22 protein-coding genes and 1 riboswitch are annotated in these 20,241 nt (G+C 70.4%); of the genes, 14 read left to right on the forward strand and 8 right to left on the reverse strand.

The window, feature by feature from the left end:
* Window positions 1–379 precede the first annotated feature (379 nt).
* The 4 genes from AAFN86_RS01055 to AAFN86_RS01070 all read left to right on the forward strand — a co-directional run bounded on the left by AAFN86_RS01055 (window position 380) and on the right by AAFN86_RS01070 (window position 2,014).
* On the forward strand, window positions 380–613 hold the full coding sequence (locus tag AAFN86_RS01055) for a hypothetical protein (RefSeq protein ID WP_347541345.1): 234 nt from the start codon (window positions 380–382) through the stop codon (window positions 611–613).
* Between the two features lie 53 nt (window positions 614–666).
* Window positions 667–730: riboswitch (Fluoride riboswitch) on the forward strand.
* Between the two features lie 126 nt (window positions 731–856).
* A complete protein-coding gene (gene crcB / locus AAFN86_RS01060; protein ID WP_347541346.1) occupies window positions 857–1,249 on the forward strand; it encodes a fluoride efflux transporter CrcB in 393 nt (130 codons plus the stop codon).
* A gap of 4 nt (window positions 1,250–1,253) precedes the next feature.
* The gene (gene crcB, locus AAFN86_RS01065) at window positions 1,254–1,664 is read left to right on the forward strand and encodes a fluoride efflux transporter CrcB (protein ID WP_347541347.1); all 411 of its coding nucleotides are present in this window, start codon (window positions 1,254–1,256) and stop codon (window positions 1,662–1,664) included.
* A 2-nt stretch (window positions 1,665–1,666) separates the two neighbouring features.
* A complete protein-coding gene (locus AAFN86_RS01070) occupies window positions 1,667–2,014 on the forward strand; it encodes a DUF190 domain-containing protein (protein ID WP_347541348.1) in 348 nt (115 codons plus the stop codon).
* 114 nt (window positions 2,015–2,128) lie between these two features.
* Here AAFN86_RS01070 and AAFN86_RS29570 read toward each other — a convergent pair whose 3' ends face one another.
* Complete coding sequence (locus tag AAFN86_RS29570) at window positions 2,129–2,497, reverse strand: helix-turn-helix domain-containing protein (RefSeq protein WP_408906576.1); 369 nt, start codon at window positions 2,495–2,497, stop codon at window positions 2,129–2,131.
* A 653-nt stretch (window positions 2,498–3,150) separates the two neighbouring features.
* On the opposite strand from AAFN86_RS29570, the gene AAFN86_RS01080 reads away from it, so the two are divergent.
* From AAFN86_RS01080 to AAFN86_RS01110, 7 genes are all read left to right on the forward strand, one after another.
* Window positions 3,151–4,314: a glutathionylspermidine synthase family protein gene (locus AAFN86_RS01080; protein WP_347541350.1), complete on the forward strand. Its 1,164-nt coding sequence runs from the start codon at window positions 3,151–3,153 to the stop codon at window positions 4,312–4,314.
* Window positions 4,314–5,504 (forward strand): glutathionylspermidine synthase family protein, encoded by a 1,191-nt coding sequence (locus AAFN86_RS01085; RefSeq protein WP_347541351.1) that lies wholly within the window; start codon window positions 4,314–4,316, stop codon window positions 5,502–5,504. The genes AAFN86_RS01080 and AAFN86_RS01085 overlap by 1 nt, the downstream gene beginning before the upstream one ends.
* A 24-nt stretch (window positions 5,505–5,528) precedes the next feature.
* Entirely contained in the window at window positions 5,529–5,954 is a 426-nt protein-coding gene (locus tag AAFN86_RS01090) for a DUF350 domain-containing protein (RefSeq protein WP_347541352.1), read from the forward strand.
* Between the two features lie 97 nt (window positions 5,955–6,051).
* On the forward strand, window positions 6,052–7,098 hold the full coding sequence (locus tag AAFN86_RS01095) for a DUF1190 domain-containing protein (protein ID WP_347541353.1): 1,047 nt from the start codon (window positions 6,052–6,054) through the stop codon (window positions 7,096–7,098).
* Between the two features lie 93 nt (window positions 7,099–7,191).
* Window positions 7,192–7,722, forward strand: a complete 531-nt coding sequence (locus AAFN86_RS01100) for a hypothetical protein (RefSeq protein ID WP_347541354.1) — start codon at window positions 7,192–7,194, stop codon at window positions 7,720–7,722.
* Complete coding sequence (locus AAFN86_RS01105; protein ID WP_347541355.1) at window positions 7,719–8,087, forward strand: hypothetical protein; 369 nt, start codon at window positions 7,719–7,721, stop codon at window positions 8,085–8,087. Before AAFN86_RS01100 ends, AAFN86_RS01105 begins: the two co-directional genes overlap by 4 nt.
* Window positions 8,084–8,668 carry a hypothetical protein gene (locus AAFN86_RS01110; RefSeq protein ID WP_347541356.1) on the forward strand — a complete coding sequence of 195 codons (585 nt, stop codon included), beginning with the start codon at window positions 8,084–8,086 and terminating at the stop codon, window positions 8,666–8,668. Before AAFN86_RS01105 ends, AAFN86_RS01110 begins: the two co-directional genes overlap by 4 nt.
* 51 nt (window positions 8,669–8,719) lie before the next feature.
* Here the strand turns inward: AAFN86_RS01110 and AAFN86_RS01115 are convergent, their stop codons facing one another.
* Window positions 8,720–10,024 carry an NtaA/DmoA family FMN-dependent monooxygenase gene (locus AAFN86_RS01115; protein ID WP_347541357.1) on the reverse strand — a complete coding sequence of 435 codons (1,305 nt, stop codon included), beginning with the start codon at window positions 10,022–10,024 and terminating at the stop codon, window positions 8,720–8,722.
* Window positions 10,025–10,279: 255 nt separating this feature from the next.
* On the opposite strand from AAFN86_RS01115, the gene AAFN86_RS01120 reads away from it, so the two are divergent.
* Window positions 10,280–10,813: a carboxymuconolactone decarboxylase family protein gene (locus AAFN86_RS01120; RefSeq protein ID WP_347541358.1), complete on the forward strand. Its 534-nt coding sequence runs from the start codon at window positions 10,280–10,282 to the stop codon at window positions 10,811–10,813.
* Between the two features lie 223 nt (window positions 10,814–11,036).
* On the opposite strand, the gene AAFN86_RS01125 is transcribed toward AAFN86_RS01120, so the two are convergent.
* The 3 genes from AAFN86_RS01125 to AAFN86_RS01135 form a co-directional block, all read right to left on the reverse strand.
* Complete coding sequence (locus AAFN86_RS01125) at window positions 11,037–12,488, reverse strand: D-aminoacylase (RefSeq protein ID WP_347541359.1); 1,452 nt, start codon at window positions 12,486–12,488, stop codon at window positions 11,037–11,039.
* A gap of 98 nt (window positions 12,489–12,586) precedes the next feature.
* Window positions 12,587–13,519: a tripartite tricarboxylate transporter substrate binding protein gene (locus AAFN86_RS01130; RefSeq protein ID WP_347541360.1), complete on the reverse strand. Its 933-nt coding sequence runs from the start codon at window positions 13,517–13,519 to the stop codon at window positions 12,587–12,589.
* Between the two features lie 77 nt (window positions 13,520–13,596).
* A complete protein-coding gene (locus AAFN86_RS01135) occupies window positions 13,597–13,929 on the reverse strand; it encodes a hypothetical protein (RefSeq protein ID WP_347541361.1) in 333 nt (110 codons plus the stop codon).
* 15 nt (window positions 13,930–13,944) lie between these two features.
* Between AAFN86_RS01135 and AAFN86_RS01140 the strand changes: the two genes are divergently transcribed.
* Window positions 13,945–15,147 (forward strand): Zn-dependent hydrolase, encoded by a 1,203-nt coding sequence (locus tag AAFN86_RS01140; RefSeq protein ID WP_347541362.1) that lies wholly within the window; start codon window positions 13,945–13,947, stop codon window positions 15,145–15,147.
* A 163-nt stretch (window positions 15,148–15,310) separates the two neighbouring features.
* A complete protein-coding gene (locus tag AAFN86_RS01145) occupies window positions 15,311–16,246 on the forward strand; it encodes a sulfotransferase domain-containing protein (RefSeq protein WP_347541363.1) in 936 nt (311 codons plus the stop codon).
* Between the two features lie 214 nt (window positions 16,247–16,460).
* Here the strand turns inward: AAFN86_RS01145 and AAFN86_RS01150 are convergent, their stop codons facing one another.
* From AAFN86_RS01150 to AAFN86_RS01160, 3 genes are read right to left on the reverse strand one after another with little or no spacing between them, the layout of a single operon-like run.
* A complete protein-coding gene (locus tag AAFN86_RS01150) occupies window positions 16,461–16,811 on the reverse strand; it encodes a GFA family protein (RefSeq protein ID WP_347541364.1) in 351 nt (116 codons plus the stop codon).
* 29 nt (window positions 16,812–16,840) lie between these two features.
* A complete protein-coding gene (gene pdeM / locus AAFN86_RS01155) occupies window positions 16,841–17,596 on the reverse strand; it encodes a ligase-associated DNA damage response endonuclease PdeM (protein ID WP_347541365.1) in 756 nt (251 codons plus the stop codon).
* Complete coding sequence (locus AAFN86_RS01160) at window positions 17,593–20,124, reverse strand: ligase-associated DNA damage response DEXH box helicase (RefSeq protein ID WP_347541366.1); 2,532 nt, start codon at window positions 20,122–20,124, stop codon at window positions 17,593–17,595. The genes pdeM and AAFN86_RS01160 overlap by 4 nt, the downstream gene beginning before the upstream one ends.
* Window positions 20,125–20,241 lie beyond the last annotated feature (117 nt).

Here is a 20,241-nt window from a genome sequence, read left to right on the forward strand (position 1 = left end):
AATTCACGATCAGCAAGCGTGAGAGAAATTACCCATCGATGCGCAGCTCTGAAGGCGCTGTCTGCTGCGAGGATTGGGAGATGGGGAAGGATCGGCTCCCGGCGGCGGCGAGCCGGGTGCCTGACATCCACGGGGCCTGAACGCGCACCGAAGCGGCTTTTCAGGTCATTCCAAGAACCCAGCTCATCCGACTGGCCGTGCGAGGGCGCGCATCGGCCGAAGGCATTCTCCATGGGTCCAGGCCGGCATGGCGTTGCGTCGCTTCATCCAGGCGGTGGCCAAAAAATCTCTTTACCGACGTCATTGATTTTTTTCCACAATGTAAAATTGTCGAAAAAGACGACTGCCAGGTTGCCACCCGGCGGAGGGTAACGAAACGATGATCCGCACCACCATCAGGATAGACTGGACGCATCCGGACCTGCCGGACCCAGGGTGCGATGCGATGCCGCTATCGGCCCGCCTGGCCGCCGCGATGCAGCCATGCATCATCGATGGCGGGTGGCACTGGACGAACCCAAGGCGTGGTGCTGTTTCTCGTCGGCCCGTCGCGCGGCTGGTGCATGCCGCGTTCGCATGCGCTCACGCCACATGCTCCAGCCAGTTGTTTTGAGAGCATCTTCACGAGTCCAGATCATTCCACCTGAACGCGATCTGCCCTCGGATCAGGGTCCAGGCGATGGGGTCCCCCTTGTCAACCGCCGCGGAGGCTGATGACTCCTGTCGCTTCCGGCGCAAGCCGGGATGATGGGAGTATGCCTGCCGCGATGCACGTTCCGGCCCATTTCCTCGATCACTCCACCACGGCCGTGATGGTCGCCCGCGGCCTATCGGCTCGTCCGTCGTGGATGACAGCATGATGGAGGTCGTCATCGTCGCCCTGGGCGGTGCCGTGGGCGCCTGCGGACGCTTCTGGCTGTCTGGTGTCGTCGCCCGTCGCGTCGGCGAGACCTTCCCCTGGGGCACCCTCGTGGTGAATGTCAGCGGGGCGGTCGCCATCGGCCTGCTCGCCGCGCGCTTCCTGACCGCCGGGGGAATCGCCGAGCCCTGGCGCGAGACTTGGCTGCTGCTCGTGACCGGCGTCCTCGGCAGCTATACCACCGTCTCCTCCTTCACCCTGCAGACGCTGGCCCTCGCGAGGGCGGGGGAGGGCGGGCGGGCGGCGCTGAACGTGATCGCCTCGATTGGGCTTTGCCTCGCCGCCGCCTTCGCCGGCCACCAGGCCGGGTTGCTGATGTTCGGGGGCTGAGCCGATGGCACCGCGCACGCGCATCTACCTCGCCATCGCGATCGGCGGCGCGATCGGCTCGGTGGCGCGCCACCTTAGCGGCGTGGCGGCACTCGAACTGTTCGGAACGGCGCTGCCCCTCGGGACGCTCGCGGTGAACGTCGCAGGCTCATTCGTCATCGGCCTCTACGCGACGCTCACCGGGCCCGATGGCCGCATCTTCGCGACACCCGCCATGCGCCAGGGCGTCATGGGCGGCTTCTGCGGCGGCTTCACCACCTTTTCGCTCTTCAGCCTGGAGACCATCCGGCTGCTCGAGGTCGGGCAATGGGCGCTCGCGACGGGCTATGTGCTGGTCTCGGCCGCGACCTGGCTGCCGGCGGTCTGGCTTGGCCATCGCCTTGCGCAACGCATGAACCGACTTCGGGGGACATGATCATGGCCACGGACACGACGCCCGCCAGCCTGCTGCGGGTCTTCATCGGCGAGAGTGACGAATACCAGGGGCGACCGCTGCACGAGGCGATCGTCCTCAAGGCGCGAGAACTGGGCCTCGCCGGCGCCACCGTCCTGCGCGGCCCGATGGGCTACGGAAAGTCGAGCCGGCTGCACACCTCGAAGATCCTGCGGCTGTCGGAGGACCTGCCGCTGGTGATCGAACTGGTGGACGGGGAGGCGAAGATCGCGGCGCTGATCGAGGCGCTGCACCCGATGCTCGGCAGCGCGCTGGTGACCCTCGAGGCGGTGCGGGTGGTGCGCTACGGGCATGATGGTGGGCTGGATTGAGGCCGCGCACGCCGGTGGTGAGGAAGCCACGTCCCGCCTGAACACCGAGTCCTTCGGCCCGCGTGTGCGGCCCGTGTACCTGACGGCCGGCCCTGCGGCAGCGGCCCCAGCCGGCTACGGTGGCGGTGCCAGACTCTGCACCAGGTCCAGGATCCGCCGCCGCAGCGCAGCATCGGTCACGGTGTAGTAGGCGCGCACCAAGCTCAGCGTCTCCCGGCGGTGCAGCAGGTCGCTCCAGGTTTCGCCATGGGATTCGGCGGGTGGTTGTCCGTCCGGCATATCCGCCCGGCCGCCCGGCGCCGACGGCACGGCCTCGAAGAAGAACCCGATCGGCACGTCGAGCACGCCGGCGAGGTCATGCAGCCTGCCGGCGGAAATGCGGTTCATGCCTCGCTCCAACTTCTGCACCTGTTGGCAGGTGATGCGCAGCGCGGCCGCCAGATCCTTCTGGCTCATGCCGACCAGCTGGCGCCGCAGTCGCATCCGGGCGCCGACATGGATGTCGATGGGATGCGGGACGTGTTCCCGCGCGGATTCGGTGGCCGCATCCCGTGCCCTGCCGCCGTCGCGCCGCGGCTCCCGTGCCGGGGTTTGGCCGGAATCGAGCGCATCAGGCTGCGCCACGTGGCCGCGCCCTACCCGATGCTCGGCAGCATCGGCCGCGCGAACGCCGATGCCGCGCCCGTGGAACTCTCCGCCCGAAGCCATCATCGTCATGCGCTTGTCCCTTCTTCGGCCCCCCGTTCAACAGTCGGCGCCGCCGATGGTTCCACGGGAAGGATGAAGTTTTTCGCACCCGCCCGGCGGTGCCCTCGCAACGGTCGAGATCCAGCCCACGAAACCGGCGCGACCGGTGGGCATCCGCGCGCCCGGGCCGATCATCGGATCGGCACGGCGCGATGGGGCGCGCGCACCCGCCCGCGCAGCATCGTGCCTGCCGCGGCCGCCTGCACCGCTGCCCGGCGGGCGGCGCCACCCTGACCTTTCGCGCATGGACGAAAGCCCTATGGATGGACGGGAAGACCGGATCGGGGTGAGGCGGCAGGCATGGCAGGGCAGCGTCACGCGCCGGAACGGCCCTTCGCCCGGCGCCACCAGGCCGAGACCAGCCGGGCGCCCGCCGGGATGGCCCCGCCATGACCCACCGGCAGCCCGCCATCGCGCGCCGCCACCTGCCGCGGGACGACGCCTTCCCCTCGCGGGCGGAAGCGCTCGGCTTCGGCTTCCATTCGCCCGAGGGCCGCGAATACTGGGCGCGCGACGCCTGCTATGTCCTGACACAGGACGCCGTGGCGGCGATGGAGGCGGCAGGGCGCGAGCTGAACGCGATGATCGCCGCCGCCGTCGATCACGTGGTCGCGCGTGGCGACTATCGGGCCTTCGGCTTCTCCCCGCGCCTCGCCGCCCTGGTCGAGCACTCCCATCGCCTCGGCGAGCCATCGCTCTACGGCCGCTTCGACTTCCGGCTCGATGCCGACGGGTCGGTGAAACTGTTCGAATTCAACGCCGAGACGCCGGCCGCCCTGCTCGAGGCCGCCTCGGTCCAGCTCGCCTGGTTCGAGGACACCCGGGACCGCCCCGGCTCGGATCAGTGGAATGCGATCGACGATGCCCTTGTCGCGCGCTGGCCTCGGATGAACCTGCCTCACCTGATCCACTTCTCCGCCGAACGCGGCCGTGAGGATGAGATCGCCCAGGTCGCCTATCTGATGGCGACCGCCCGCGCCGCCGGCCACGACGCCGCCTTCCTGCCGGTCGACGACATATCCTGGCAGGACGGCGCCGGCTTCGTGACGCCCGACGGCACGCCGCTGGCCGCCTGCTTCAAGCTGTATCCGTGGGACTGGCTGGACATCGAGGAAGGCGGGCGGCTGCTGCCGCTTGGCCGCACGCGCTGGATCGAGCCGGCACGGCGGATGCTGCATGCCAGCAAGGCGATCCTCGTCACGCTCTGGGAGATGTTCCCAGGTCATCCTCTGCTGCTGCCCGCCTCGCTGGATCGCGCGGCGATCGACGGGCCGGCGATCGGCAAGCCGGCGCTGGGGCTCGAAGGGTGGGGCATGCGGGTGGAGGGCACGGGGCGCGATGAATCGACCGAGGCCGCCGAAGGTTTGCCCGCATCGCCCACGATCTGGCAACAATGGTGCCCCCTGCCGGGACACGCGACGCCACACGGCGACGCCTATCCCGTCATGGGCGTGTGGATGGTCGGCGACGAACCGGCCGGCCTGGGGATCAGGGAGGGGGATGACAGGGTGACGACCTTCGAGGACCGCTTCGTGCCCCATGTGATCCTGTAGTGCCCGCCGCCATGCCGCCCTTCCGGCGCGAAAGCGTGCAGACACCGGCGCTGTTCCTCGGACGGCTGCGCGAACTCGGCCTCGACATCCCCAACGGCGATGGCGAGCCCTGGTGGGTGACGGATGCCGCCTATGTCATCGACGCCGCCGTCTCCGAAGCGCTGCTGAACGCCGCGACCGACGTGCAGAAGCGCTGCTACCAGGCGGTGGAGGAACTCGTCGCCAGCGGCGACTACGCGTATTTCGGCATTCGCAGCCAGGCGATGCAGGCGGCGATCGCGCAATCCTGGCGCGCCAAGGACGCGCCGCTCTACGGAAGGATGGATTTCTCCTTCGCGCCCGACGGCACGCCGATGCTGCTGGATTATGAGGCCGATGCGCCCTTCGGGCTGGCCGAGGCGTCCTTCGTACAGTGGGAATGGTTCGAATCCTGGCAGTCGGTGACCGGCCGGGACGGGGATTCGCAGGAAAACCTGCTCTACGAGAAACTCTCCGAGCACATCCCGCGCATGGGCCTGCCGTCGAGCTGTGCCATCGCCTGCGGCGGCGCGACCGACGATCGCGGCGGCCCCGCCGACACCACCGAACGCTTCGATGCCGAATACCTGGTCGAGATCGCGGCCAAGGCGAACATCGCCCCGCGCATCTGCGCCATCGGCCAGGTCGGCTGGGACCCGGACGCGCAACGCTTCACCGACGACCGCGACGAACCGCTCGAGGCGCTGGTCAAGATCTACCCCTGGGACTGGATGGAGGAGGAACCGAACATCGAGGTCCTGCCCCAGTGCCGCACGCGCATCTACCCCGGCGCCTGGGTGCGGCTGCTCGCCGACAAGACCATGATGGCGCTGCTGTGGCACATGTTCCCCGACACGGCGAACCTGCTGCCGACGTTCCTCGACCGCCCACCGCAAGGCGAATGGGTGGCCAAGCCGCGCCGCGGCTGGGATGGCGAACACGTCTTCCTGCCCGGCCAGCCGATCGGCGCGGTGCCGGAGGATGAGGTCGGCCCGCTGCTGTTCCAGGCGCATTGCCCGCTTCCGGTCTTCCCCGTCGGCGCCGGCCAGGCGCATTGCGCCGCCTCGGTCTGGATGATCGGCGGGCAGCCGGCCGGGATTTCCTTCCGCGAATCGCGCGGGCCGGTCACCGGCCCGGCCGCGCGCTTCGTGCCCCACATCCTGCGCGGCTGACGCGCCAAGACCCGGACGCCTCGCATGACCCCCGCCGAGATCCTTGCCTATTTCCCCTCCACCTTCCTGTCCTTCCTCGTCGCCTTCTCGCTCGGCGTGGTGTTCTGGGTGGGGGGGCTGGTCGTCGTCTCGCTGATCACGCCGCAGGACGAACTGGCGCTGCTGCGCGCGGGCAACCTGCCCTGCGCGCTGGCCCTCGGCGGCAAGGCGATCGGCATGGTGCTGCCCATCGCGGCAGTGGCGCGCTCGGCCGCCGGGCCACTCGACCAGGTCATCTGGTGCGTCGTCGCGGTCGCCGTGCAACTCGTCGTGCATCTGGTGCTCACCACGCTGCTCGCCGGACGGCTGCAGCAGGAGATCGAGGAGGACGAGGTGGGCGGTGCGGCGGTCTTCATCGCCTTCATGCAGATCGGCGCCGGGATCCTCAACAATGCCGTCATGTCGGGCTGAGATGGGCGACGGCCCGCCCGTGCCGGTGGATGCCCAGGGTCCCGCGGAGGACGGGTGCGCCCGGTCCGGGCCGCCGGTCCGCGCGCGCCGCCGCTCCATGACCGTGCGGGCGGCAGCCCTCGTCACCCTCGGCATGGGTGTGGCCGGCTGCGACGAGTCGCCCCCGTCAGACCTGCCCGGACAGGCCGAGGCGCGGCTCGATGCCTGCCGCGCGGCGCATCGGCGCCTCGGCGAGGACCCGGCGCGCTGCGACATTCTCGAACAGGTGATCGCGCGGGAACATGGCGGCTCCCGCCCGCATTTCACCACCGTTGCCGCCTGCGAGACGATCTTCGGCCGCGGCGCCTGCGAGGGCGAGACGCTCGCCGCCACGCCGCCGAACTGGCGCCCGGCCCTGGCGGGCTGGGCGCGGGCGCCGGAGAACCAACTTCTGCTGCAACCGGTGGTGCAGGACCGCGCGGCGCGGCTATGGGCGCTGTCCGAACCGGTGCTGCCGAATGGCGCGCCTCTCGCGACGCAGGCGGCGCCGCGCAATGTACAGGCCGTCGATGTATCGCCTTCCACCCAGGTGCCGACCGCCGCGGCCTACGGGTATCAGCGCCTTGCCCCGATCTACCCCGACGAGGCGACCTGCTCGGCCGAGTGGCAGCGCTGCGAACGATCCGACCTGGCGCTGCCCAACCGGTACGCCACGCGCGAGGCCTGCCAGGCCAGCTGGGTCCAATGCGTCGAGGTCGAGCTGCCCGACAGCGCCCTGACCATGGCGGTGGCGGATGCCGCGCCGGTGCAGGGGTCTGGCGGCAGCGGCAGCACGCGGTCCGGCGGCGGGTCGTGGCCGGCCTGGTGGGTCGGCTACAATGCGGGATACCGGCAGAACTATGCCGCCGGGATCGGCCCGCGCTACCAGGGCTGGAGCTGGACCGCCGATCGCCGGCCGACCGCCGCCTACCGCCCCGCCACCGGCACCGGGCCGCTGCAGGCGTGGGATAGCGGGACCCGGCGGCTCGATGCCGCGAACCGCATGGGCGGCTATTCCGCCGGGTCCGGCTCGCGGCTCACCGGCGCGGCGGTCTCCCGGCCCACCTCCTCGATCTCCCGCGCGGGCTTCGGTTCGACGGGCGCATCCTATTCCTCGGGGGGCTGACGCATGGCCCCGAACAGGCGTGAGAGACGCGCGGCGGGACGGCTCCAGCAGGCCCGCCCCGGTGCCGCCGCCCCGGCGCCGGAAGCGCCCGTCATGATGACCGCCTGGCAACATCGCGTGATCCTGATGCTGCTGCTGTCGGGATTGGCCTTCGCCGCGGTCGGCGTCGTCGTGGCGCCGCGTGGTGCCGCCTATTGGCTGGCTCTCGCCGCCGCGCCGCTGATCGGCGGGGTGCTCGGCTTCGTCCTTGGCGGTGCGGCAGGCCGCATATTCGAAGCCAGGCTGATGGGCCAGGCCGGCGAGGCGAAGGCGCCGCCACCGCTTTCCCCCGCCGCGCTGCCGGCACCCCTGCGCGCCGCCTTGCAGACCGCCTTGCTGCCGGCGCTGCTCGGCGAACTGGCCGGCGCGGCGGAGCGCATGGCACCACCCGCACGCGCGGCCGCGCTCTCGCTGGTCCAGGCCGGCGCCACGGCACCCGAGGGTGCGCCGCGCCAGGCGCTGGCGCGCGACCTGCCGCGGCTGATGGGCGCGCTCGCCGCCGGCCAGGCCGCCTCGATCGGCGAGGCGGAGGCCCTGGCGAAGCACCTCGCATCGCCCGCGCCGCGGCCGGGTGGCATACCATGACCGCCGCGCTGGGTCGTGCGCGCCTGCTCCTCGTCTGCGGCGCCGTGCTGGTGTTCCTCGGCGGATTGCTGCTGGCGATCGGTCGCTGGAACGGCGCGGAAATCGACCGCGCCTTCGTCGAGGCCACCGCCCTGGCCGGCCGCGCCAGCCCGGCACCCGGCGGCGTGCGCTACTGGGCGCCGGGCAATGGCGCGCTGCCGGAACCGGGCCTGCGCGCACGCTTCGAAGCGTCCGAGCGGCTGCGCCAGCGACCGTCGCTGACCGCGCCAGCCTCCGTCCCGGTGCCGGGGCTACCGTCCTCGCCGTTCCAGTGGCCGCGAACCGGCGCCTTACCGGCCGACAAACCCCCAGCGGCGGCGCCATGATCCTGGGCATCCTGTTCCTGCTGGGCGGCGCCGCCTGCCTGGCGATGGCGCTGCGCAGCCTGCGCGCCATGAGGGATCCCGACTGGGTGCGCGCCGACCAGACCTGCTTGGTCATCAGCCCGGTGCAGGGGCAGGACGAACCACGCATCATGCTGCGGCGCGGGGAGGGCGTGGCCTTCGGCCCGTATTGGGCGACCTGGGATCCGCCGAAGGCCATGGCGGGCCTGCCCGCCCCGGTCACCGGCAGCGGTCGGTATCGCGTCGCGGCCCTGTTGGACCTCGGTACGGAGGACCCGCTTGGCACCGGCGACGCGCGGCTGGCGGCGATGCTGCGCAAGGCGCTTGGGGCCCGCGCGCTGCTGCTACAACCGGAAGACGGCCAGCGGCCCGTGCTGCTGCACGGCGGGGTGCGTGGCGCGGCTGGCAGCGCGGGGGGCATCGGCATCGAGTCGGCGCATCTCGATGCGCTGCTGGGGATGCTGGGCGATCCAGCCGGGCTTCGGGTGGAGGTGGTGCGCCGGCGCGTGCAACGTGCCGGCTGGGGTGGAGCGCAGGGGCAGCGGCAGCGCGCTCGGCAATAGCCGGCGCGGCGCCGGCCCTGTTGCGGCGCGGGAGTCGCGCCCGGCCACGCATCAACCCGGATTGCGCAGGTTCTCCCGCAAGGTGCGCCCGGCATAATCGGTGCGGAACAGCCCGCGCCGCTGCAATTCCGGCACTACCATGCGGCCGAATTCCTCGAAGGTCGTCGGGAAGATGGTGGGCGGCAGGATGAAGCCGTCCGCCGCACCGGATGTGAACCAGTCCTCCATCATGTCGGCGATCATGCCGGGCGTGCCGGCAAGCAGGGCGCGCGGGCGGCGCACCGCCTCGGCGAAGCTGATGCCCTTCTCGCGCGCCACCTGCATCATGCGGTCGCGATGGCCCTGCACACCCTGGTTGCTGCCGGGGCTGTCGAGCGCATCGGGCGTGTCGATCCTCGACAGGTCGGCCACCACCGACCAGGAACTCGCGGCGATCACCAGTTCCGGATCGACCAGCGATTCCAGATAGGCGGCCTTCTCCCGCGCGATCGCCTCCGTCTCCCCCACCACAACGGTGATCGAGGGCAGCACCTTGCAGTCATCGGGGTCGCGGCCGATCGCTTCCATCCGCGCGCGGATGTCGCTGCGATAGGATAGCGCATCGGCCTTGGTGGCAGGGGTGGCGAACAGCATTTCCCCCCAGCGCGCGGCGAAGGCGCGGCCGCGCGGCGAGGACCCCGCCTGCATGATGGCGGGACGCACCTGCGGCGTGCGCGGGATGGACAGCGGGCCGCGCACGCTGACGTGCTGCCCCGAGTAGTGCGCGTAGCGAACCTTGGCGGGGTCGGCGAAGCGGCCGCTCGCCTTGTCGAGCAGCAGCGCATCGGCATCCCAGCCATTCCACAGCGCGTCGCAGGCTTCGAGGACCTCGTCCGCCATGTCGTAGCGGAGGTCCTTGGGCGGCAGGCCGTCATGGCCGCAATTCTGCGCCTCGAAGTCGCGCGCGGTGGTCACCACGTTCCACGCCGCGCGGCCGTTGCTCAGCAGGTCGATCGAGCCGAGATAGCGCGCGATCATGTAGGCCGGCATGAAGGTGGTCGACAGCGTGATGCCGAGGCCGAGGTGCTTCGTGACGCGCGCCATGAGCGGGACGATCGCCATCGGGTCGAGCAGCGACAGCTGCCCGCCGCGACCGAGATAGTCGTCGTAGGTTCCCTTGTAGAGGTCCGGGATGCCGAGCCCGTCGGCGAAGAAGAAGGCGTCGAAGCGCGCCGCTTCCAGCGTGCGGGCGATGCCTTCCCAGCGTTCCGCCGTGAACAGGTCGTCGAGCGTCGCGGCGGGGTGGCGCCAGGTGCTCGGGTAGCTGGCCGAGGGGCCGGCCTTGAGATAGGCGACGAGGTGCATCTTCTTCGGCATGGCGGCGAGCCTAAAGCGGATACCGCCTGCCTGGAATCAGCCGGGCGCGTGACGATGCGCGTTCAAACAAGCGGGGCAGGACGGTGCGCGGCGGCGCGGTCGGACGCTGATCCCACCGGGCGGCCCGTTTCGCGCGGGGCCTGTGGCGAGGCGCGGCGGACGGCGCCGCGGTTCGCGGGATTGCGCGCGTGATCGGCATGTCTTCACGGCGCCCGGCGCAACGGTCACAGTCGGCGCAACGGAGGACACGACGCCATGGCTCGCATTCCCTATGCCGATCCCGCCCAGCCCGAGCTGCACGCGGCGGCGGAGACGATCCGCGCATCGCGCAGGAAGATCGGCCATCTGCACCGGATGCTGCTGCACGCCCCGCCGATCGCGCAGGGCTGGATCGCCATGTTCGATTCGGTGCGCTGGAATTCCACGCTGTCGGGCAGGTTGCGGGAGATGGTGATCTGCCGGATCGCCGCGATCAACGGAGCGTCCTATGAATGGGCGGCGCATGCGCCGATCGCGCTGGCCGAGGGCATGACGCAGGCGCAGTTGGATGCTCTGCCGGACTGGGAGGGCAGCCCCCTGTTCGATGCGACCGAACGTGCCGTGCTCGGCTATTGCGACGCCATGACGCGGGCGGTGCATGTCCCCGACGATGTCGCCGGCGTCGTGCGTGGCCTGCTGTCGCCGCGCCAGCTGGTGGAACTGACGGTGACGATCGCCGGCTACAATTGCGTCTCCCGCGTGCTGGAGGCGCTTGAGATCAACGGCGCCGACCCCTTGCCGCCCGGCTAACGCAGATCCCGATCGGGTGGTGATGCTCCAGGAAACAGAAGGCCAGAGCCGCTGTCGGGAGCCAAGGCGAACGGAAACGGCCCTGGATCAGGCCCGCCTCCGCGAAAGCGCGATCCCTTCGCGCAGGGCGCCAGGAACCGGCATTCCAAAGGCCCCCTGGCCTTTGGCGGGGTGAGGTCTGGAGAGGGGCGGCGCCCCTCTCCATTCTCTCCCGCCGCCGCCCTCATGCGGCGCGCCTGAGCAATGTCCCTGCGCGCGCCCCGGTCACGCCCTGCCCGTGTACATAGGCCGATTGCCCATTCACCCAGGTTTCGATGATGCCATCCGCCGGCTGGATCGAATCCTCCCAGGTGGACCGGTCCTGCACCGTTGCCGCGTCGAGAAGCACCAGGTCGGCGAAGGCGCCTTCGCGGATGGTGCCGCGCCCTTCGATGCCGAAGACCATCGCGGTGCGCCCGGTCATCTTGTGGATGGCGGTTTGCAGATCCATCAGCCCGAGTTCGCGGACGTAGTGCCCGAGCACGCGCGGGAAGGTCCCCCACAGCCGCGGGTGCGGCTTGCTGGCGAGCGGCCCGCCATCGCTGCCGATCATCGACAGCGGATGCGCCATGATGCGGCGGACATCATCCTCGGCCATGTTGTGGAAGACGCCGGAGGCGGGCAGCAGGCGGTCGCGCGCCTCGACCAGCGACACCCCCCAATCCCGCGCGATGTCCGCCAGCATGCGCCCGGCCATGGCCGGATGGGGCAGCGAATTCGTTACTTGCACGGGCACGTCGGGCCGCGGGTCGCGCGCGGCGAGGGAGGTGGACGACGCGGTGTAGGGATAGACGTCGAAGGCGACGGGGTAGCGCGCGGCGGCGGCCTCGATCATCGGCAGCGTTTCGCGCGACCGCCCGTGGTTCTCGGGCTGGGCGCATTTGTGGTGGCTGATCACCACTGGTGCGCCGACGGCCTCGCCGATGTCCAGCGTCTCGCGGATGCTGTCGAGGACGTGGTTCGCCTCGTCGCGCATATGCGTGACGTACAGGCCGCGATGGGCGCGCAGCGCCTCGGCGACCGCGATCACCTCCTCGGTCGGCGCGTGCCGCGATGGCGGGTAGAACAGGCCGGTGGAGAAGCCGGCGGCGCCTTCGGCCAGGCTTTCCGCCAGCCAGGCGCGCATCCGCTCGGCCTCGGCATCCGTCGCGGCGCGCTGGGTGTCGCCGCCCATCGCGCCCACGCGCAGCGACATGTGGCCGATCAGCGCCAGCGCATTCACCGCCGGGGGTTCGCGCCGCAGATGGTCGGCGTATTCGCCAAAGGACCCGAAACGCCACCATTCCGGCGCGCCGATCTGGTCGAGCGGCGCGGGCGGGCGCGTCGTCATGCGCACCGGTGAAAGGCTGATGCCGCAATTGCCGACGACGACGCTGGTCACGCCCTGCGACAATTTGCAGCACATGCATGTCGCCCCCTGCAGCACGATCTGGTCGTCATGGGTATGGGCGTCGATGAAACCGGGCGCGAGCACGCGCCCGCCGGCCATCACCTCCCGCGCGCCATGCGCCGCGGCCAGGTCGCCCACCGCCGTGATGCGATCCCCCTGCACGCCGACATCGCCACGAAAGCCCGCGCGGCCGGATCCGTCGATGATGGTCGCGTCACGGATGATGAGGTCGCAGCGGAGCGCCATGCGCAGAAATCCTTTCCCCGAGGCGCGAGAGCATGCCGAAGGGATGGCGGGGCGGGAAGGCGGCGGCCCGCCGGCCGCGCGCGCCCGCCGGCGCTCCCCTATTCCGCCGAGCGCAGCCCCGCCGCTGCGATCAGCGCGCGGAACTTCTCGCTCTCGCTGGCCGAGAAGGCGGTGAACGCCGCGCGGTCGCGATACAGGATCGGCTGCGCGACCCGTGTCATGCCCGCCACCACATCAGGGTGGCGCATGGTCCGCGCGCAGGCCGCCTCCAGCCGCGCCATCGTCGCCTCCGGCGTGCCGGCCGGCGCGTAGAGCCCGGTCCAGATCGTGTAGACGAGGTCGTAGCCCTGCTCGCGCATCGTCGGCACCTCCGGGAAGTCCGGGTTGCGCGCCTCGGTCAGGAAGGCGATCGGGTGCAGGTCGTATTGGCGGATCAGCAGCGTCTGGTCGGTGAACAGCTGCACCTGGCCCTGCTGGAAGGCGAGCATCACCTCGCCCGAGCCGCGATAGGGGACGTGGTTCATCTCGATGCGTGCCAGCCGCATCAGCGCGACGTTGGAGATGTGCGGGATGCTGCCCGCGCCGGTCGAGGCGAAGGGGAACCCCTGGCCTTCGGCGCGTGCGCGGGCGACGACATCGGCCACCGTGCGCAGGCCGGAGGTCTTGGGCGTCATCATCACCACCGGGCTGTCAGCCACCTGGCAGATCGCCGCGAAATTCTGCAGCCCATAGCCGAGGCCGGGACGGAAATGCGGCTGGATCGCCATCGGCCCGACCGGGGAGAGAAGGATGGTTTGCCCATCGGGCCGGGCGCGAGCGACCTCGGCGGTGCCGATCGTCCCACCCGCACCGGTCGCGTTGCGCACCACCACGGGCTGGCCGAGTGCCGCCGCCATCTCGTTCTGCATCATCCGCCCGACGATGTCGGTCGGTCCGCCGGCCGCGAAGTTCACCACCATCTGTACCTGCGCGAACGCCGGCCAGACCAGCATCGTCAGCGCCGCGGCCATGGCCGCCAGGCATCGGTTCATGCGCATCCTCCCGCCTGCTTGTGGCGCAGGCCGGGCGGTAGCCTAGCGGCTGGTGGAACGATCGCGAAAGACCGCTGTCAGGCCCGTCCGCCGGGGACCTTGCCGAGCGCGCCGGCCATCATGGCAAGGGCGGTCAGCCCGCGCAGGTGGTCGGCATTGCCCAGCGGGACGCGCAGCAGCGTGCCGGACTGGCCGCGCAGATGAAGCTCGGCCCCTTTCGCGGATTCAAGCAGGGCCACCGAGGAGATGTCCTCGGGCTGACGAGGGGGGTGCGCCAGGGCGGTCATTTTTGCGGCCTCCGACAGGATCGCCGCGGTTTGCGGCGCAACCCTACGGAAGCGCATCGACCTTGCCGTCCGGTTAATGTCTGCCTTGCCCCACGCGATTTTGCGCCGCAGCATGACCGGCAACGAAGGACCCTGCCCATGCCCCGGATCGATGCCGAGCGCTTCCTGCGCGACCTGAACGAATTGCGGAAGATCGGCGCCTACAAGACGGGCGTGCATCGCCCGACCTATTCGCCGCAGGACATGGAATCGCGCCACTGGCTGATGGAACGCCTGGCCGAATGTGGGCTGGAAGCGTCGATCGACGGCATCGGCAACGTCTATGGCCGGCACAAGGGACCGGGGCCGCATCTGCTGGTCGGCAGCCATATCGAGAGCCAGAACCAGGCGGGCTGGCTGGATGGCGCGCTCGGCGTGATGACCGGCGTGGCGCTGGCGCGCGCCGGCCTGCCCGTCGATGTCTGCGCCTTCGCCGATGAGGAAGGGCATTTCGAGGGCGGCTTCCTCGGCTCGCGGTCGATCATCGGCGAACTGGGCGAGGAGGAGATCGACCGCTCCCGCAGCCGCAACGACGGCCAGCCCCTGCGGGATGCGCTCGCCGCCGCGGGGCTTGCCGGCAAGCCCCGCATGCAACTCGAACCCGGCCGCCACAAGGGCTTCTTCGAGATGCACATCGAACAGGGCACCAACCTGGAATCGAAGGGGCTGCGCGTCGGCGTGGTGACCGGCATCGTCGCCATCTGGCAGTGGCTGATCCGCTTCGATGGCCAGCAGGACCATGCCGGCGGCACCACCATGGCCGAACGCTGCGATGCAGGGCTGTCGGCGGTGCGGCTGCTCGCCGCCATCGACCAGGAATTTCCGCGCATCTGCGGCGAACGGTCCACCTGGACGACCGGTCGCATCAGCCTTGAACCCGGTGCGCCGTCGATCATCCCTGGCACGGCGGAGGTGCTGTTCCAGTTCCGCGATGTCTCCGTCCCGGTGCTGGAACGCATGGAGGACACGCTCCGCCACCTGGTGCAGGAGAGCAACCGGCGCGAGAAGTGCCCGGCCGCGCTGACGCAGAAATCCCGCGCCACGCCGGCGATCTGCGACCCGGCGATGATGGCGGCGCTGGAGGAAGCGGCGCAGCAGGAAGCCCCGGGCGCGTGGACCACCATGCCCTCCGGTGCCGGCCATGACGCGCAGTACATCGCCAAGCGCATGCCCGCGGCGATGCTGTTCACGCCGTCGATCGGCGGCATCAGCCACCATTGGGCCGAGGACACGAAGGAAGAGGACCTGGCGCTGTGCTGCCAGGTGCTGGCCAGCGCGGCGGCGAAGTTCCTTGCGGCCTGAAGCGCTTCAGGAGCAGGGTGTGCCACCGACCGGCCGGTTCACGCGTATGTGATTTCCCGCACCGCCAGCCGCTCCGGCCGGTCCTAGAGCGCCGCCGCCGACTGGGGTCGGTGGGCGGCAGCCATGTTGGAGCCGTCCCTGTCCGGAAGCCGGAGCAGCCGAGATGAACCCTGCCGAGACGCGGCCGCAGGCCGCTTGGCCGCGCAAGACGCGCGAACTGCACAACCACCATTTCGATTCGACGGTCTGGAACGACCTCGTCTTCCGCGACGACGACATCGTGGTCGGCACCTATGCGAAGTCGGGCACCACCTGGACGCAGCAGATCGTCGGCCAGGTCCTGTCGGGCGGCGCGGCGGATGTGGGTGTCGCTACGGTCTCGCCCTGGGTGGACCTACGGTTGCCGCCCAAGGCCGAGAAGCTCGCCGCCATCGAGGCCCAGACCCATCGCCGCTTTCTCAAGACGCATCTGCCGGTCGATGCGCTCGTCTATTCGCCGCGCGCCAAATACATCTACGTCGCGCGCGACGGGCGCGACGTGGTCTGGAGCATGCACAACCACCACGTCAACGCGAATGCCATGTGGTACGGGGCATTGAACGACACGCCCGGCCGCGTGGGGCCGCCGATCGAGCCGCCGCAGGGCACGATACGCGACTACTTCCTCGACTGGATGGCGCGTGATGGTCATCCCTTCTGGCCGTTCTGGGAGAACATCCGCAGCTGGTGGGCGATCCGCGATCTGCCGAACCTGCTGCTGGTCCATTTCGAGGATCTGAAGGCCGATTTACCGGGTGAGGCGCGCCGTATCGCCGCCTTCCTGGGAGTCGACGTGCCGGAGGATCGCTGGCCTGCGATCCTGGAACACAGCAGCTTCGCCTGGATGAAAGCCCATGCGGGACAGGCCGCGCCGCTCGGCGGCGTTTTCTGGGATGGCGGGGCGGAGGTCTTCATCAACAAGGGCACCAACGGGCGCTGGCGCGACGTGCTGACAGCGGCGGATTGCGCGGCCTATGAGGAGGCCGCGCGGCGGGAACTCGGCGAGGCATGCGCGGCCTGGCTGGCGGGCGGCGCCGCACGGATGGGCCACGCGGCGTGAGGCTGGCCGCGGCTCCGCCCGGGGCGGCTTCTGCCTCGTTGGCGCCGCCCCGGTTCTTGCCGGACAGGCATCCGGGAGCAGACCGCGCCTGACGGGGATCAATCAGGCGCGTGACGATGCTCGATCCACAACAGGTTGGAGCGACTTGCGTGAACGCGGTCGAAAGCAAACCGCTTTGATCCGTCCGGGCGATGCCGCCCGGACGGGATCCGCCCTATCGACTGGCGCCGTCGTAGCGCTGGATCTCCAGCGCATCGAGATCGATTGCTGGCACGCAGCGCAGGTTGATGGCCACGCTCGGCGTGCCGTCCGGCGCGTTGGCAAAGGCGAAGGTCTCGATGCCGCAGGTCGTGCAGAACTGATGCGCGATCTTGTGCGTATGGAACAGGTATTCGCGCAGCGAATCAGCGCCGCTGTTCAGCGTCATGGCGCTGCGCGGCGCGAAGGCGAGCAGCGCCCCGGTCCTGCGGCAGATCGAGCAGTTGCAGGACAGCGCCTTGGCCGGCGCGTCTCCTTCCACGGAGAAGGTCACCGCCCCGCAATGGCAGCTTCCGTCATAGGCCATTTCGCTTTCCTCCCTTGCTGGTGAATGCGTCATCCGTTGCGCAGCTTGACCCCGGCAAACAGCGGCAGGTCCTGTCCGCCACCGCCGAAACGCTCGACCTTCACGGCGATGTTGCTCCGCCTGGGTGCGAGCGGAAAGGAATACAGCCGCTCGGTCCCGAGCAGGAAGGCGCGCCCGCCGCGCGGGAACAGGCCTGCGATCGCCGGATCGGTGCTATCGAGCCCGCCGGTATAGGCGCCGAAGGCCGGCATCAGCACGCGCCGCCCATCGCTGACGAAGCAGGGGCGCGCGACGCCGCCGGCCCGCGTTGGCGCCGTGGCGCGCGGATGCAGATGCCCCGCGACCTCACCGATCGCGCGTGGCGTCGGGATGTGGCGGAAGGTGAGGGGGCCGTCCCGCAGTTCCTCGACCGCCGTGCCGGGCAGGCCGACCGGCGGCGCGGGGTCATGGTTGCCGGCAACCCAGATGGCGTCGATCCCGGCCAAGGCGTGGACCAGCGCGGTGCGATCGCCCTCCGCCAGGCGCGTGCAGCCTTCGGCGTCATGGAAGGAATCGCCCAGGAACACGATGCGCCGCGGGGCATAGAGCCGCAGCAGCGGCGCAAGGCGCGCCAGCGTCTCCCGCGTGTCATAGGGCGGCACCAGGCGCCCGCGCGCGGCGAAGGCGCTGCCCTTCTCGAAATGCAGGTCGGCGACGACGAGCATCCGCCGTGCCGGCCAGTGCAGCACGCCGCCGGGGTCGAGCATCAGCCGCTCCCCGGCGATATGGACGGGGGCCGCGCTCATCGGCCCGTCACCATCTTCGGCGCGCTGCGGATATGGCGGGACCGGCGGCGCTCACGCGGAACCGAGGTGCCGCGCACCGGCAGGTTGTCGGTCATCCCGGCCAGCGTCTCGCTGAAATGGTCGGCGCCGTCGGTGGCCTCCTCGACCAGCGCGGCGGCTTCGGCGAGCAACGCATCCTCCGCTCCGCCCGCGACCCATTCGCGGCCTTCCTCGATCAGCGCGGGCACGGCCAGCGGCGAGACCTGCGCCAGCACGCGATGGCGGATGCGCCCCTGTACGCGGGCCAGCAGGGTGGCGATACGCGCCACGTCGGTCAGCCCCTGCGCGGCTTCGGCGCGCGTCGCGCGCAACAGGATGTGGTCCGGCTGATGCCGGCGCAGCACGTCATAGATCAGGTCGGAATTCATCGTCATCTGGCGGCCCGATTTCTCCGCGCCGGGGTGGGATTTCTCGATTAGCCCGGCGATCGTCGCGATGTTGCGGAAGGTTCGGCGCAGCATGGAGGATTCGGCGAGCCATTCCTCCATCTCGTCGCCCAGTATGTCCTCGGTGAACAGGGCCTCGACATCCAGCGGCTCGAAGGCCGACCAGATCGCCAGCACGTAGTCGGTCCCGACATAGCCGAGCGGCGCCATGCCCAGCCTCTCCATGCGCTTGGTCACCAGCATCCCCAGCGTCTGGTGGGCGAGCTTGCCCTCGAAGGTATAGGCGACGAGGAACCACTTGCCGCCGCGCGGGAAGGTTTCGATCAGCAGGCCATCCTTCGGCGGCAGTTCGGATTTCAGCCGCTGCAGCCGCAGCCATTCCTTCACCGGATCGGGCAGGTGCCGCCAGCGGCGCGGGTCGGACAGGATGGCCCGCACGCGCGCCGCCAGATAGGTCGTGAGCGGCATCCGGCTGCCGGCATAGACCGGCACGCGCGGCTCGCCCTCCCCACCGCGGGAGACGATGACCGCACCGGGGTCGAGCCGCTCATACCGCAGCACCTGGCCGCCGAACAGGAAGCAGTCGCCGGGTTCCAGGGTGGAGACGAAGTACTCCTCCACCTCGCCCACCACGCCGCCGCCGCGCAGCCTGACCTTGAGCAGCGGCGTCTCGACGATGGTGCCGAGATTCATGCGCAGCTGCCGCTCGACCAGCTTGCCGCGGACATGCAGCAGCCCCTCGGAATCGCGGAACAGCCGGCGGAAGCGGTCATAGGCCTGCAGCGCGTAGCCACCATCCTCGACGAAGCCAACCACATCGTCGAAGTCGCGGCGCGTCAGCGCGGCATAGGGGCCGGCGCGGGTGACCTCGGCATACAGGTCGTCGGGCCGGAACGGCGCCGAGCAGGCCATCGCCAGCACATGCTGGGCGAGCACGTCGAGCCCGCCGGGGCGCGGCGGTTCGCCATCGAGGTCGCCGGCCTCGACGGCTTCGGTGGCGGCGACGCATTCCACCACCTCGAAGCGGTTGGCCGGCACCAGCACGGCGCGCGATGGTTCGTCCATCCGATGATTGGCGCGGCCGACCCGCTGCAACAGCCGCGACACGCCCTTGGGCGCGCCGACCTGGATCACCTGGTCCACATCGCCCCAGTCGATACCGAGGTCGAGCGACGCCGTCGCCACCACGCCGCGCAGCCGGCCTTCCGCCATCGCGGCCTCGACCTTGCGGCGCAGCCCGATCTCCAGGCTGCCGTGATGCATGGCGATCGGCAGCGCCGCCTCGTTCAGCCGCCACAGTGCGGCGAAGACCAGCTCCGCCTGGGCGCGGGTGTTGACGAAGATGATGGTCACCCGTGCCGCTTCGATCCGGCGATAGATTTCGGGGGCGGAGGCGAGGCCCATATGCCCGCCCCAGGGCAGCCGGCCTTCGGGCAGTTGCAGGTCGAAGACGGGAAGGGCGCCGCCGCGGGTTTCGACGAGGCGGACATCATCCGCGCGCGCCGTGGGGGACAGCCAGACGCGCAGTGCCTCGGGGTGCGCGACGGTCGCCGATAGGCCGATGCGGCGGGCAGCGGGTGCCAGCCTTGCCAGGCGCGACATGCACAGCGCCAGTTGGTCGCCGCGCTTGGACCCCGCCAGCGCATGCGCCTCATCCACCACGATCGCCGCAAGGCCGCCGAACATCGCGGGCGCGTCGGGCAGGGACAGCAGCAGCGTCAGGCTTTCCGGCGTGGTCAGCAGCAGGTTGGGCGGGTTCTCGCGCTGCCGCTGGCGACGGTTGACCGGGGTGTCGCCTGTGCGGGTCTCGATGCGGATGGGCAGGCCCATCTCCTCGACAGGCTGGGTCAGGTTGCGCGCGATATCGACCGCCAGCGCCTTGAGCGGGGAGATGTAGAGCGTGTGCAGCCCGTCGCGCGGCCGCGCCGCGAGATCGACCAGCGAGGGCAGGAACCCGGCGAGCGTCTTGCCGCCGCCGGTCGGCGCCAGCAGCAGGACGTTTTCGCCGCGATGGGCGGCATCCAGCAGGGCGAGCTGGTGCGGTCGCGGGGTCCAGCCGCGCGCGGCGAACCAGCCGGCGAATGGTTCTGGCAATGTTCTCATTCGCGCCGACTATGACGACCATTCACCGGTGGCGAAAGCCGTTTGCGCTGCAACAAACCGGGACGCGGCACCTCGGCGCAAGGATGCCGCCACATCCATCGAGGATGGGAGATCCGA

This window comes from Roseomonas sp. CAU 1739 (genome assembly GCF_039839775.1).
GTDB lineage: Bacteria > Pseudomonadota > Alphaproteobacteria > Acetobacterales > Acetobacteraceae > Neoroseomonas.